General features: G+C 49.3%; 11 protein-coding genes. 5 read left to right on the plus strand and 6 right to left on the minus strand.

Annotated elements, in window-relative coordinates:
- Positions 1-180 precede the first annotated feature (180 nt).
- The gene (locus PUN32_RS07925) at positions 181-1,929 is read left to right on the plus strand and encodes a potassium/proton antiporter (RefSeq protein WP_274722561.1); all 1,749 of its coding nucleotides are present in this window, start codon (positions 181-183) and stop codon (positions 1,927-1,929) included.
- A 55-nt stretch (positions 1,930-1,984) separates the two neighbouring features.
- Here the strand turns inward: PUN32_RS07925 and PUN32_RS07930 are convergent, their stop codons facing one another.
- The 3 genes from PUN32_RS07930 to aspA form a co-directional block, all read right to left on the minus strand.
- A complete protein-coding gene (locus tag PUN32_RS07930; protein WP_274722562.1) occupies positions 1,985-3,799 on the minus strand; it encodes a protein-disulfide reductase DsbD in 1,815 nt (604 codons plus the stop codon).
- Positions 3,800-3,931: 132 nt separating this feature from the next.
- Positions 3,932-5,239 carry an anaerobic C4-dicarboxylate transporter gene (locus PUN32_RS07935; protein ID WP_274722563.1) on the minus strand — a complete coding sequence of 436 codons (1,308 nt, stop codon included), beginning with the start codon at positions 5,237-5,239 and terminating at the stop codon, positions 3,932-3,934.
- Positions 5,240-5,456: 217 nt separating this feature from the next.
- Positions 5,457-6,908, minus strand: coding sequence for an aspartate ammonia-lyase (aspA, locus tag PUN32_RS07940; RefSeq protein ID WP_274722564.1), 1,452 nt, complete (start codon positions 6,906-6,908; stop codon positions 5,457-5,459).
- Positions 6,909-7,225: 317 nt separating this feature from the next.
- On the opposite strand from aspA, the gene PUN32_RS07945 reads away from it, so the two are divergent.
- The gene (locus PUN32_RS07945) at positions 7,226-7,705 is read left to right on the plus strand and encodes an FxsA family protein (protein WP_274722565.1); all 480 of its coding nucleotides are present in this window, start codon (positions 7,226-7,228) and stop codon (positions 7,703-7,705) included.
- Positions 7,706-7,726: 21 nt separating this feature from the next.
- Here PUN32_RS07945 and trmL read toward each other — a convergent pair whose 3' ends face one another.
- From trmL to PUN32_RS07960, 3 genes are all read right to left on the minus strand, one after another.
- The gene (gene trmL / locus PUN32_RS07950) at positions 7,727-8,203 is read right to left on the minus strand and encodes a tRNA (uridine(34)/cytosine(34)/5-carboxymethylaminomethyluridine(34)-2'-O)-methyltransferase TrmL (RefSeq protein WP_274722566.1); all 477 of its coding nucleotides are present in this window, start codon (positions 8,201-8,203) and stop codon (positions 7,727-7,729) included.
- Positions 8,204-8,315: 112 nt separating this feature from the next.
- A complete protein-coding gene (cpxA, locus tag PUN32_RS07955; RefSeq protein ID WP_274722567.1) occupies positions 8,316-9,713 on the minus strand; it encodes an envelope stress sensor histidine kinase CpxA in 1,398 nt (465 codons plus the stop codon).
- Positions 9,713-10,399 carry a response regulator gene (locus tag PUN32_RS07960; protein ID WP_274722568.1) on the minus strand — a complete coding sequence of 229 codons (687 nt, stop codon included), beginning with the start codon at positions 10,397-10,399 and terminating at the stop codon, positions 9,713-9,715. Before PUN32_RS07960 ends, cpxA begins: the two co-directional genes overlap by 1 nt.
- Positions 10,400-10,601: 202 nt before the next feature.
- On the opposite strand from PUN32_RS07960, the gene PUN32_RS07965 reads away from it, so the two are divergent.
- From PUN32_RS07965 to pfkA, 3 genes are all read left to right on the plus strand, one after another.
- Positions 10,602-11,087 (plus strand): CpxP family protein, encoded by a 486-nt coding sequence (locus PUN32_RS07965; protein ID WP_274722569.1) that lies wholly within the window; start codon positions 10,602-10,604, stop codon positions 11,085-11,087.
- Positions 11,088-11,233: 146 nt separating this feature from the next.
- On the plus strand, positions 11,234-12,139 hold the full coding sequence (gene fieF / locus PUN32_RS07970) for a CDF family cation-efflux transporter FieF (protein ID WP_274722570.1): 906 nt from the start codon (positions 11,234-11,236) through the stop codon (positions 12,137-12,139).
- Between the two features lie 261 nt (positions 12,140-12,400).
- Positions 12,401-13,363, plus strand: coding sequence for a 6-phosphofructokinase (pfkA, locus tag PUN32_RS07975; RefSeq protein ID WP_166014141.1), 963 nt, complete (start codon positions 12,401-12,403; stop codon positions 13,361-13,363).
- The last annotated feature ends 72 nt before the right edge of the window (positions 13,364-13,435 follow it).

Genomic DNA, 13,435 nt, shown 5'->3' on the forward strand with positions numbered 1-13,435 from the left:
CGCGAAAGTGATTTGTTTGCATAAACTTTTCTTAGCCTGTCATCAATTAGTGCACAATGGGGGCACAAGATACTGGATGAAATCAGCCCTGCGGCCGGCTAATTTTGGTCAGGGCTGCATGAGTTGAGCAATATAATAAGTACAACCCAGTAATGGGTTAATAGTTGACTAGGAGGAAGAGTGGACGCGGTTACGATTAACAGTTTTTTCATGATAGGTGCCTTACTAATCGGTATCAGCGTACTACTCAGCCCTGTGTCATCAAAATTGGGGATCCCGATTTTATTGGTGTTTTTGGCGGTGGGTATGCTGGCCGGCGAAGATGGCATCGGCCAAATCGGTTTTGATAATTATCCGGTCGCTTATCTGGTCAGTAACCTCGCTTTGGCAATCATCTTACTTGATGGTGGCATGCGTACCCGGGTGGCTAGTTTTCGGGTCGCGTTTTGGCCTTCGGTCTCACTGGCAACCTTAGGTGTGGCGATCACCACCTTGCTGACTGGGTTGCTTGCGATGTGGTTATTTGATCTGAGCTTATTGCAAGGTGTGTTAGTCGGCGCGATTGTCGGCTCGACCGATGCGGCCGCGGTATTTTCACTGCTTAAAGGCCGCTGCCTCAATCAGCGGGTTGGTGCAACCTTGGAAATTGAGTCCGGAACCAACGATCCGATGGCGGTATTTTTGACCGTGACTCTAATCGTGGTGCTTGGCAGCCGCGAAGCCAATTTAAGTGCTGGTTTTTTATTGCTTAATTTCCTACAGCAATTTGGGGTAGGCGCGCTACTTGGTTTGGCTGGTGGTTGGATTTTGTGGTGGCTGATCAACCGTAATCAGTTGCCAGAAGGTTTGTACTCGATTCTGGCGGTGAGTGGTGGCTTGATGATCTTTGCCCTGTCTAATGCGCTGGGCGGCAGTGGTATCCTCTCGATCTATCTTGCGGGGTTGCTGCTAGGGAATCGGCCAACCCGTAGTCGCAACTCCATCCTCAACGTGCTTGATGGCATGACTTGGCTGGCGCAAATTGGCATGTTTTTGGTGCTGGGGCTACTGGTTACACCATCGGAACTGCTGGAGATTGCACTGCCTGGTTTAGCGTTAGCGGTTGGGATGATCGTGTTGGCGCGCCCGATTGCGGTATGGATTGGTTTGGCACCGTTTAAAAGTTTTACCGCGCGTGAAAAATGGTTTGTGTCTTGGGTCGGGTTACGTGGCGCGGTGCCGATCATCTTAGCGGTATTTCCGATGATGGCCGGGCTGCCTAATGCTCAGCTCTATTTTAACCTCGCTTTCTTCGTGGTGATGGTCTCTTTAGTTGTACAAGGTGGCACGCTGACCAAAGCGATGGCGTTAGCCAAAGTCGAGCTGCCTCCTAAGCCGGAGCCGATTTCACGCACCGGGGTAGAAATTTATCCGACCAGCGAATGGGAGCTGTTTATCTACCAATTGAAAGCGGATAAATGGTGTATTGGTGAGCCACTGCGTAATCTGTTTATGCCGCAAGGGACGCGGATTGCCGCGGTGTTTCGCGATAATCAGCTGCTGCACCCCTCTGGTAGTACCGAGTTGCGTGAAGGCGATACGCTGTGTGTGATGGCGCAAGAGCGTGATTTGGAAGCGTTGAGCCAGTTGTTCAGTGAGGCGCCGGAAAAAGCTTCGCTGGCGCGCTTTTTTGGTGACTTTTTCCTGGATATTGAAGCAAAGTTGCAAGATGTGGCACTGCTGTATGGCTTAGATTTAGGTGAATTAACCGCCGAGGCGCAACTGAGCGATCTGGTGCTGGAGCATTTAGGCGAAACGCCAGTATTGGGCGATCACTTCGAGTGGCATGGTCTGCAATGGGTGGTCGCGGATGTGATTGATTGGAAGGTGACCAAGGTTGGTCTACGTTTACCGGCCGAGCAGCAGTTGATTGAAAACGCAGAGCAATAGCAAAATATGTGCAACGACTGAGCGAATCATCGCTTCGCTCAGTCGCAGGCCTCGGTTATCGGTTAACTGGCGAGATTAACCCGTGCTGAGTGAGATGGTTGATAAAAGGCTCTGCTGCCAAAAAGCCGGTAATGCGCGCGTTTGGCATCGGTTCTCCCTGTTGATTCCAAAACTCGATGGTTGGCAATCCGAGCACGTTTAATGCGCTCAGCAGTTCAATATCGGCCGGCTGATTTTGGGTCACATCCGCTTGCAGTAAGACAAAATCATCCAGTTGATGTGAAACGGAGGCGGCGTGGAACGTGTATTTTTCAAACTCTTTGCAGGCGACGCACCAATCGGCATAGAAATCGAGCATCACTGGCTTACCCTGTGCTTTAGCACTGGCTAAAGCGGTTTCTAGCTGGTGTAGATTGGCAATCCGCTGAAACTGAATGGTGTTCACCGCTTGAGTCGGTTGGGCTGGCATCCACCAGCGATGTAACACCGGCTGCGCCGCCAGCACTAGCCCTAAAATTGCCACGATCCCGATTAGGCTCTGCTTCCAACTGCCCAATGCTAGGCTGTTTTTAACATGATATAACCAGCCAAATGCGGCAACGCCAAGCGCAGACCAGAGTAGGCTAGCCCACCACTCCGGTAAAATCCGCTCCAGCAGCAAGAGCGGTGCCGCGAGTAGCACGAAACCGAATAAGGTTTTCACGCGCACCATCCAATCGCCCGCTTTAGGCAGCAGTTGCTGGCCAAATACCGCAACCAAAATCAGTGGAATACCCATGCCAATCGCGAGAGCGTAAAGGGTTACCGCTCCTGTCAACCAATCACCACTTTGTGCCACATATAACAGAGCTCCAGAGAGTGGCGCGGTGGTACAGGGCGAGCAGACTAAACCAGAAATTGCCCCCATGCTGAACACGCCGAGCAGACGGCCGCCTTGCTGAGCATTACTCAGCGCATTGAGCCGTGTTTGTAGCGCGCTGGGCAGTTGTAAGTGGTACCAACCAAACATTGATGCCGCTAATGCGACAAACAGTAAGCTGAGCCCGATCAGCACATAAGGATGCTGCAGTGCGGCTTGGAATTGCAGCCCCGCCGAAGCCACCACTAACCCAAGTAAGGTGTAAGTGAGAGCCATCCCTTGCACGTAAACCACACTCAATAACAATGCGCGGCGTTGAGTGAGTTGCGTGCCGCCAAGTACAATGCTGGTCAAAATCGGGTACATCGGTAGCACGCAAGGGGTAAAGGCTAGGCCGATGCCGAACGCTAAAAACAGTAGTGGTGTCCACCAATTTTGCGCGAGCTGATCGGCAAGTGAACCTTGTATCGAGGTGGAGGAAGTCGCGTTGGAGGGTGACACTGGTTGGCTTGTCAACGGAGCGTTAAGCGCTGCAGTGTGGCTCGGCTCTGCGCTAAATGGCGCAATTTCGATCACTCGTGTTTCTGGTGGATAACAGAACCCTGCTTTAGCACAGCCTTGGTACTGGATGATCACTTTGCCACCGCTTTGGAAATCCGCTAATCGAAGTGGCACAGACAGAGGAGTGGAGTAGATCTGCACATCACCAAAAAATTCATCATGGTAAGGCTCACCCTCAGTCAGTGAGTACTCACCAAGCTGAATGTTTTCACCATGAATAGTGATCCGATCTTGATAAAGGTAGTAGCCCGCTTTGATCTGCCAATCAATAAAGAGGGTCGAACCTTGCTGGAAAGTATTTAACGGAAAGGCTTCATCGACCGCGACAAAACGGTTCGGGCTCGCCGTAAAACCGGCTGTATTGTTGGCGGCATTATTGTTAAACAGTGCCCAAGCCGGCTGAGTGAGTAGGGCAAATAGCAGCGAAAAATAGAGTAACAGTGTGCGCATGGGCAAAATCGTGAGTCATCATTGGCAACGGATAGTAACCTAATCAGACCGTAGGTTGTGTCAATAAGTTTCACGGCCACCAAAAAGGGAGCCGTAGCTCCCATGATTTTGCACTTAACCTATCAGTAGAGGTTAGATAAATAGGCTGCCAAAGGCAAAGCCAAACGCCACGGCGCTGGCAATGGTGACCACACCAGGGATGAAGAATGGGTGGTTAAACACATATTTACCAATGCGGGTTGAGCCTGTGTCATCCATTTCTACTGCTGCCAATAAGGTTGGGTAAGTCGGCAGTACGAACAGCGCACTCACCGCCGCAAAAGAAGCGACTGCAGTCAGTGGTGCGACACCGATCGCTAGAGCGGCTGGCATCAATGCCACTGTGGTTGCACCTTGTGAGTACAACAGCATTGAAGCAAAGAACAGCACCATTGCCAGCATCCATGGATAGTCAGCCAGCAGAGTGCCTGCCACTTCCTTGATGCCATCAACGTGTGCGTTAACAAAGGTTGAACCTAACCAAGCCACACCGAGTACGCAGACACACGCGGTCATGCCCGAACGGAAAGTAGCAGCGGCTGGGATTTGTGCGGCATCAATCTTGGTTAGCAGCACAATTCCCGCTGCGGCAGCGAGCATAAAGGTCATGATCGCTTCGTTTCGACCCAGTGCTGGGTTTTCGATCAGACCGACTGAGCTTGAAATCGCCGCGGCATAACACACCACCAGGATGATGGCTGTGATGAAGACGTAAGTTGCCGTTTTCGCAGTTGGTAGAATTTCGCGTTTTTGGGTACCTGCTAGTTTGATCAGCCCTTGTTCCAGACGCTCTTGGTAAATCGGATCATCTTTCAGCTCGCTACCCATAAAGTTAGACACAAATGCACCCACCATACAGGCGGCAAAAGTAGTTGGAATACAGATTGCCAGCAGGGTTAAATAATCGACACCAAATGGAACTAACATCGCCGCAAACGCAACCACTGCGGCTGAGATCGGTGAAGCAGTAATGGCAATTTGTGAAGCCACGACCGCAATCGACAATGGGCGTGAAGGACGCACACCTTGACCTTTAGCAACTTCAGCAATCACCGGCAAAGTAGAAAATGCTGTATGTCCAGTACCCGCCATCAGTGTCATCAGAAAAGTAACAATCGGGGCGTAAAAGGTGATTCTTTCCGGATGTTTGCGCAGGAAGTTTTCTGCCAGTTGAACCAGCCAATCCATACCACCGGCTACTTGCATGGCTGCGATCGCAGTGATCACTGACATGATGATCAGGATCACGTCGACAGGAATAAAGGCTTGTTTAGTTGGAACACCTAGGATTAATGACAAGGCGATCACACCGGCACCACCGGCAAAACCAATGCCGATACCGCCAATCCGTGCGCCCAGGAAAATGAAGAGAAGAACAACGAGTAGTTCGACCCAAATCATAATGATTACCTCATGTAAAGATGAAAAAATTAGCTCAACACTCACACTACGAGCGTTCAAATAATCTTTTCATCATGTTATCCATCTGCTGAAGTTGCTGCGGTGTTAGCGTATACGATAGGTCTCACCCATTTGCCGCTGACTTGCAACCCTAGCCGTTGGAATTGGTTGAGTGACATGTGAAAAAGCCCCCAAATAAGGGGGCTTAACACGGCGATTATTCGTAACGTTTTGCTTTGTACTGAGGATGCATCAGGTTCTCAACAGAGAAAATATCATCCAATTGTTCTGCGGTAAGCAAACCGCGCTCCAGAACTACTTCTCGTACGCTCTTACCGGTTTCGGCACAGATTTTACCCACAATGTCACCTTCATGGTGGCCAATGTATGGGTTGAGATAAGTCACGATGCCGATTGAGTTAAACACGAAGTTTTCACAAATCTCTTGGTTGATGGTGATGCCATCGACACACTTATCACGTAGATTGATACACGCGTTGGTCAGTAGAGAGATAGATTCAAACATCGCTTGCGCAATCACTGGCTCCATGACGTTCAACTGTAGTTGACCCGCTTCTGCAGCAAAAGTGATGGTGATGTCGTTGCCAAAGACTTTGAAGCAAACTTGGTTGACCACTTCTGGGATCACTGGGTTAACTTTAGCGGGCATGATTGAAGAGCCTGCTTGCATTTCTGGCAAGTTGATTTCATTGAGGCCAGCACGTGGGCCTGAAGAAAGCAGACGCAGATCGTTACAGATCTTCGACAGTTTCATGGCTAAACGTTTCAGTGCACCGTGGGTCATTACGTAAGCGCCGCAGTCTGAGGTCGCTTCAATCAAATCTTCCGCCGGTACAGTTTCAAGACCTGTCACTTGCGCCAAATATTTTACCGCGAGCTCTTGGTAGCCAGGTGCTGCGTTGAGACCCGTACCGATGGCGGTTGCGCCCAAGTTCACTTCCAGCAGTAGCTTAGAAGTGTATTGTAGCGCGCGGATCTCTTCATTTAGCGTGACTGACCATGCGTGGAACTCTTGGCCAACGGTCATCGGCACGGCGTCTTGTAGCTGAGTACGACCCATTTTCAGGATGTTTTTGTTCTCAATCGCTTTCAAATCAAACGCGCTTTTCAGGTATTCAACCGCATCAATCACTTTCAGGATGCTGTTGTAAACCGCGATCCGGAAACCGGTTGGATAAGCACAGTTGGTTGATTGGCTCTTGTTAACATGGTCATTTGGGTTAATAAATTCGTATTGACCCTTTTGCTTGCCCATTAATTCCAATGCCACGTTGGCGATCACTTCATTGGTGTTCATGTTGACCGATGTGCCCGCACCACCTTGGAAGACGTCTGATGGGAATTGATCCATGCATTTACCGGTTTCGAGGATCACATCACACGCTTGCAGAATGTAGTTAGCGACATCTTTTGGGATCACGCCCAGCTCTTTGTTAGCAAGAGTGGCCGCTTTTTTGGTCATTACCATGCCGCGCACAAACTCAGGAACATCTGAAATGGTGACATTAGAAATGTTGAAGTTTTCTACCGCGCGCAGGGTATGAATACCGTAATAAGCTTCCGCTGGAACATGACGTTGACCAAGCAGATCTTCTTCAATACGGGTGGCTGATGTTGCGCTGTTGAGCGCTTCAGATTGGGTAGACATAGAGGATCCTTAGATAATTTATCTAGTGAAAAAGCAAAATTAATAGCTATTTCTGTAACTTAAGAATCCATTCGTCAGAGTTTTTGCCTGGAAATCCGTCCTGACTTATGTGGCACATAATACTGTAACCACATATAAAAAATAGTAACTAGATCACTATTTTGGCTTTTATCCAGCCAAAGTGATACAAAGCTTGTACTAAACATTGTAGGTGACAATATTGCGTTTTGGCATAGTAAAGCACACACTTTTTTACAGCCTCTCCGTTGGTGGTGAGGGTGGTAAGGCATACACTGGCAGCAAACCAAGGAGGCATTGTGTTCCCGATCTTACTGTTATTCTTTATTGCGATTCCGGTGCTTGAGATTGCGCTATTTATCCAAGTCGGTGATTGGTTTGGTCTATGGCCAACTATCGGCTTAGTGTTGTTGAGCGCCGTGGTGGGGGCATCACTGGTGCGCAGCCAAGGCTTGCAAACTTTATTGACCGTGCAGCAGCGTTTGGCGCAAGGGCAACTGCCCGCGCAGCAGATTTTAGAAGGGATGATGTTGGCACTGGCTGGTATGTTACTGCTGGTGCCGGGCTTTTTCACCGATATGATCGGCCTGCTGATTTTGCTGCCCGCGCCACGCGCTTGGTTGGCGCAGTCAGTGATGAGCCGTATGGTGATCGGTCAGATGCACACCGGTCAGCCCGGTTTTCAGCAGACTAACCCATTTGCCGATCAGACTCACGGCACAACCTATGATGGTGAATTTGAACGCAAAGATGATCAACCACCACCACGTTTGAAGTAAGGCATTGTGGCAATTGGCGGATTAGATTGCGCCAGTAAAGCCCATTTGTCGCCACGCCTCAAAGGCAATAATCGCCACTGCATTGGAAAGATTGAGGCTGCGCGCTTCCGGCATCATCGGAATACGGATCCGTTGTTCAGCCGGTAAACTGGCGATGATTTCAGCCGGTAGGCCGCGGGTTTCAGGTCCAAATAACAGCACATCGCCGTGTTGGAATGTGGCATCCACATGAGGTTGAGTGGTCTTGGTAGTGCAAGCAAATAGCCGATAATTGGCACGTTCACGCTGTAAATATTCAATAAAGGCCGAGTAATTTTGATGGCGCGTGACGCGAGCTAAATCATGATAATCAAGGCCGGCGCGGCGCACTTTTTTCTCTTCTAAATCAAATCCAAGCGGTTCGATAAGGTGCAAGTTAGCGCCACAATTGGCACATAAGCGAATGATGTTCCCAGTATTGGGCGCGATTTCTGGCTCATACAGAGCAATATCAAACATAACAATGACCCGTGAATGTAAAGAAGCGGCGAGTATATACGTAAACCCCGCCGATGTGCCGGATTACTCTCGGCTGTATTGCTATCTGTTGTATTACTAGCTGCTACATGACTTATATCGCGAGTGGCAAACTAAAGCACACTTGTAAGCCTCCCAACTGGCTGCGGGTGGCGCAGATCGTACCGCTGTGTTGGCGAATGGCACTTTCGGTGATGGCGAGCCCTAGCCCAGTGCCACCGCTGTGTCGATCGCGCGCGGTCGATACTCGATAAAAGGGGCGGAAAATATCCACCAACTCTTGTTCGGGAACGCCTGCGCCATCATCCTCGACGCAAACCGTCAGTTGGTTATCTTGGATGTGAAATGCGACGTGGATTTGTTGCTGGCCATAGTGAATCGCATTGCGTACTACATTTTCCAGTGCACTCATCAGTAGCTTAGGCGTGCCATTAATCGTGCGTTGCGGGATCGCATCAAAGGTGAGGTTTTTGTGCATTTGTTCCGCTTCAAATTGCGCATCTTTGAGTAGCTCTTCCCACAAACTGCTCAGCGGCTGCACTTCACGTAGTAAATGACCGTTGGTTTGCATGCGCGACAAAGCGAGCAAGTCGCCAATCATCTGCTCTAAACGTTGCGCCTCGGTATCAATCCGCTCTAACTCATTGCTGGTGCCAAGTTTACGCATCGCGAGGGCATTGGCCATTCGCAGCCGGGTGAGTGGCGAGCGCAATTCATGGGAAATATCAGACAATAGCCGCTGCTGGCCAGACACCATCTGATTGACCGCATCAACCATTTGGTTAAAGCTGCGTCCTGCCTGCTGAAATTCAGCGGTACCACGTTCGAGTTTCGGATCATGTACAAATTCGCCACGTGCGACCCGTTGTGCCGCTTGAGCCAAATTTTGTGCCGGTTTACTCAGCGCCCAAGCGAGCCATAGGAGCAGCGGTGTGCTGACTAACATCACCACTAACAGCAGTTGGATCGGTTTATCAAATAGGCGCAGTAAGAATGGTGGCGGTTCATCTGAGCGCATTCCCGCGTAAAGCAGTAGATCTTGCTTGGCGAGCCGGATGGGTACTGGACCGGCCAACATATAGCGGCCGTACAGTTGCTGCTGAGGTTTGTTGATCGATTCAATGCTGTACGAGAAATTTTGCAGTGCTTTAAGCCGAAAATCGGCATGTTTGGCGGTGGTGAGGACATTGCCCTCTAAATCGGTAACGAAGAAACGCGGCCGGCCATCGTGCTCACGTTGCAAGCTGCCTCGCCCTTCGAGCTGAAACAGAATCTTACTGAGATCGCTACTGTTGTGGTACTCCAACTCAAAGCGGGTTTTACTTTCGATTAAGCGTTGTAAAACCACCGGCGACAGATCGCGAGGTTTACGCGGATCAAGATGCGGCAACGTCAATACCGCAAATAGCACCAGCAACATAGTGAACCAAAAAATGGCGAAGATCCGCCCATACAAATTGTTGAGCTTGGGCAGTGGTAATGGTCGACGCATCATTCCTCCAGTACCATCAAATAGCCTCGTCCACGCAGCGTTTTGATCCGCGCTTTACCATCTGGGCGCTCTGGTAATTTTTTGCGTAAATTGGAAACATGCATATCAATCGCCCGATCAAATGCCGCTAGGCGTTTACCTAACACTTCAATGCTGAGCATCTCTTTGGTCAGCGTGGCTCCCGGTGCTTGGACAAAATGAGTCAGCAAAGCAAACTCGGTAGTGGTCAAATCGAGCAGTTGTCCCTGACAATACGCCTCCTGTTTACCGGGATAGACTTGAATGTCTTGACATTCGATTACATCACTAGCTTTAGGGGCTAGGGTATGGTGAGTACGGCGTAAAATCGCCCGGATACGCGCCAGTAATTCGCGATCGCTAAACGGTTTTGGCAAATAATCATCCGCTCCGAGTTCTAGGCCGATCACCCGATCAATCTCTTCGCCTTTGGCGGTCAGCATTAATACTGGAGTCGCCCAGTTTTCTCGTAGTCGTTTGAGGGTCTCCATACCATTCAGTTTAGGCATCATCACATCAAGCAGGATCAGATCGGTCGCATGGCTGACTGCCGCTAATCCGGCTTCGCCGTCATTGGCTTCCGAGACACTAAAGCCTTCGTACTGCAACACTTCGGTTAATAGACTGGTCAGTTCGCTATCATCATCGATCAGAAGGATATGTGCCATGTTTGCCTCGTGGATCACTGGTGCGGTGTATTCGGTTGATTGGCGACAGTTTATCTTGAAATAACAGGCCTCGTCAGTGCGCGGTCTGCGATTTACGATTCTTTACGCTGGCTATACGTCACTTGACCTTGCAGGTTTTATGCTATGTTCATGCGCTGCCGAGCAGCCTGCTAATCTTAAATATGATGTAGAGGAATCAACAATGAAACTTGCCAAAAAAATCCTGTTAGCTGCGGCGGTATTCCCGCTCGTGTTTGGAACTAGCGCGGTATTCGCTTACGGTGGGCCCGCCAATCATAAAGGTGATGGCCCTTGTGGACGTGGTGAAGCGCGGCTGTGGAAACAGCTTGATCTGACGAGTGAGCAGCAAGCTCAACTGCAAAAGTTGCGTGATACCCATCGTGATGAGATGCGTAATACTCGTGATGATAAGCGTGCTGCAATGAAAGCTCTGCATGATCAGGAACGCGCTTTAGTACTAGCGGCTGATTTTGATCAAGCCGCCGCTCAAAACCTAGCGCAACAGATGGTCGAGCAACAAGTGGTTCAGCGAGTTAACATGCTGCAGCATCGCCAACAAATGATGAATGTGTTGACCGCAGAGCAGAAAGCCAAATGGCAGACATTGCAGCAAGATCAGATGCAGCAGTGTCTGCAACAGGGTAATCATAAACGCAAGGCTTACTAATCGCCCGAGGATTGTGATGTGATCACTGGCTTTTAATCCTTGGTTTTTAACTATAAGGTAGCCTCAGGGCTGCCTTGTGGTGTTTGATTGCTCGGTTATATAATCGCCCATCTGAGTATTAAAATGAACCTGAAGGGAAACTGGTGATGAACAAGGATTATGCCCGCTTGGTCACGATGGCGGCATGGATGGCAACGACGATCGCAACCTTGTTATTAGTGGTCAAAGTTGGCGCATGGTGGATCACCGGTTCGGTTAGCTTATTGGCCTCGTTGATCGATTCACTGCTCGATATCGCCGCTTCGGTGGTTAATCTCATCGCATTGCGTTTTGCCTTGCAACCGGCCGATCATGAACATGCGTTTGGGCATGGTAAAGCCGAATCGCTAGCCGCGTTGGCGCAAGCGATGTTTATTTCCGGCTCTGCCTGTTTTTTGATCCTCAACGGCGTTGAGCGCTTTTTCCGTCCTCATGAATTAAATGCCCCTGAGTTAGGGATCTATGTCAGTGCCATTGCAATGCTGGTCACCTTAGCTTTAGTGCTATTTCAGCGTTATGTGGTGAAAAAAACCGGTAGCCAAGCGATTGCTGCGGATTCATTGCACTATCAATCTGATTTATTAATGAATGCGGCGATTATGGTGGCGCTCGGTTTGAGTTGGTGGGGCTTTGGCCGAGCGGATGCGATTTTTGCGATTGGCATCGGTCTGTATATTTTAGGCAGTGCGTTTAAAATGGTACATGATGCAGTACAAACACTGCTGGATAGTAAATTACCGGATCAAGAACTGAAGCAGATCAACGCGATCTGTTTAAGCGTGGCGGGGGTGATTGGTATGCATCAGTTGCGAACCCGGATGTCTGGCCCGATCCGATTTATTCAACTGCATTTGGAATTGGATGACAATATTTCGTTACTCGAAGCTCATCATATTTCCGATCAGGTTGAGGATAAATTGCGTGCCGAATTTAGTGGAGCCGATGTATTGATTCACCAAGATCCGCATTCGGTGGTGATTGAAGCGGAACTTCGGCAAAAAATGGCCCAATAGCACGACAAACGGTTTAGGTTTGACTATCTTTTGCTCAGATTGGCAACCAACGTCAATCCTGACATGAATCAACACGTGAGCGCACAAAACTGTAATACTCTTACATTCGTAGATTACTTACACAATTTAGTGCAAATAACAGTAGTAATCCTAATCGGGAAAGGTAACATTACCGACAGTTTTTTTGGATTTTTCGGTTTGGTTGCCAGCAGCCAAACAGAGTAGAAATTGATATTCGATTTGCAAAGTTCGAGGGTGAGCATGATTAAAAAAATCGGTGTGTTGACCAGTGGTGGCGATGCCCCTGGCATGAACGCAGCTATTCGTGGCGTAGTCCGTACCGCATTGGGCGCAGGTCTAGAAGTGTATGGCATTTACGACGGTTATCTGGGTTTGTACGAAGATCGTATTAAGCCATTAGACCGCTCAAGTGTGTCTGATGTGATCAACCGTGGTGGTACTTTCTTGGGTTCGGCGCGTTTCCCACAATTTCGTGAAGTTGAAGTGCGTGAAAAAGCGATAGAAAACCTGAAAAAACACGGCATTGAAGCGTTAGTGGTGATCGGTGGTGACGGCTCTTACATGGGTGCGAAGAAACTGACTGAAATGGGTTTCCCATGTATTGGTCTGCCAGGTACGATCGATAACGACATCGCAGGTACTGATTACACCATCGGTTATCTGACTGCGCTCGATACTGTAATTGAAGCGATTGACCGTCTGCGTGATACTTCTTCTTCACATCAGCGTATTTCTATTGTTGAAATCATGGGTCGTCACTGTGGTGATCTGACACTGACTTCAGCAATCGCGGGTGGCTGTGAATACATCATCACTCCAGAGACCGGCTTGAACATGGAACAGCTGATCAGCAATATCCAAGATGGTATCGCTAAAGGTAAAAAGCATGCGATCATCGCCCTGACTGAGCTGATGATGGATGCGGGCAAGCTGGCAAAAGAAATTGAAGCGGCGACCGGTCGTGAAACCCGTGCTACCGTACTGGGTCATATCCAACGTGGTGGTAAACCAACTGCATTTGACCGTGTATTGGCATCGCGCATGGGTAACTATGCAGTGCATCTATTGATGGAAGGCCACGGCGGCCGCTGTGTTGGTATCCAAAAAGAGCAACTGGTACATCACGATATCATCGATGCGATTGAAAACATGAAGCGTCCAGTACGCAGCGATCTATTCAAAGTCGCTGAAGAGTTGTTCTAAGCTGCACTGGCTGAGTAACAAACTCCATGGATAGATAAAAAAGACCGCTGAGCGGTCTTTTTTTATGTGCGT

Origin of the sequence: Vibrio chanodichtyis, from assembly GCF_028863985.1 — a bacterium.
GTDB lineage: Bacteria > Pseudomonadota > Gammaproteobacteria > Enterobacterales > Vibrionaceae > Vibrio > Vibrio chanodichtyis.

Bases quoted from the DNA above. Each gene is read 5' to 3' on its own strand.
- PUN32_RS07960 (WP_274722568.1), bottom strand. From the start codon at position 10,399: ATGGCACATATCCTTCTGATCGATGATGATAGCGAACTGACCAGTCTA.
- PUN32_RS07965 (WP_274722569.1), top strand. From the start codon at position 10,602: ATGAAACTTGCCAAAAAAATCCTGTTAGCTGCGGCGGTATTCCCGCTC.
- fieF (WP_274722570.1), top strand. From the start codon at position 11,234: ATGAACAAGGATTATGCCCGCTTGGTCACGATGGCGGCATGGATGGCA.
- pfkA (WP_166014141.1), top strand. From the start codon at position 12,401: ATGATTAAAAAAATCGGTGTGTTGACCAGTGGTGGCGATGCCCCTGGC.
- PUN32_RS07930 (WP_274722562.1), bottom strand. From the start codon at position 3,799: ATGCGCACACTGTTACTCTATTTTTCGCTGCTATTTGCCCTACTCACT.
- trmL (WP_274722566.1), bottom strand. From the start codon at position 8,203: ATGTTTGATATTGCTCTGTATGAGCCAGAAATCGCGCCCAATACTGGG.
- PUN32_RS07935 (WP_274722563.1), bottom strand. From the start codon at position 5,239: ATGATTTGGGTCGAACTACTCGTTGTTCTTCTCTTCATTTTCCTGGGC.
- cpxA (WP_274722567.1), bottom strand. From the start codon at position 9,713: ATGCGTCGACCATTACCACTGCCCAAGCTCAACAATTTGTATGGGCGG.
- aspA (WP_274722564.1), bottom strand. From the start codon at position 6,908: ATGTCTACCCAATCTGAAGCGCTCAACAGCGCAACATCAGCCACCCGT.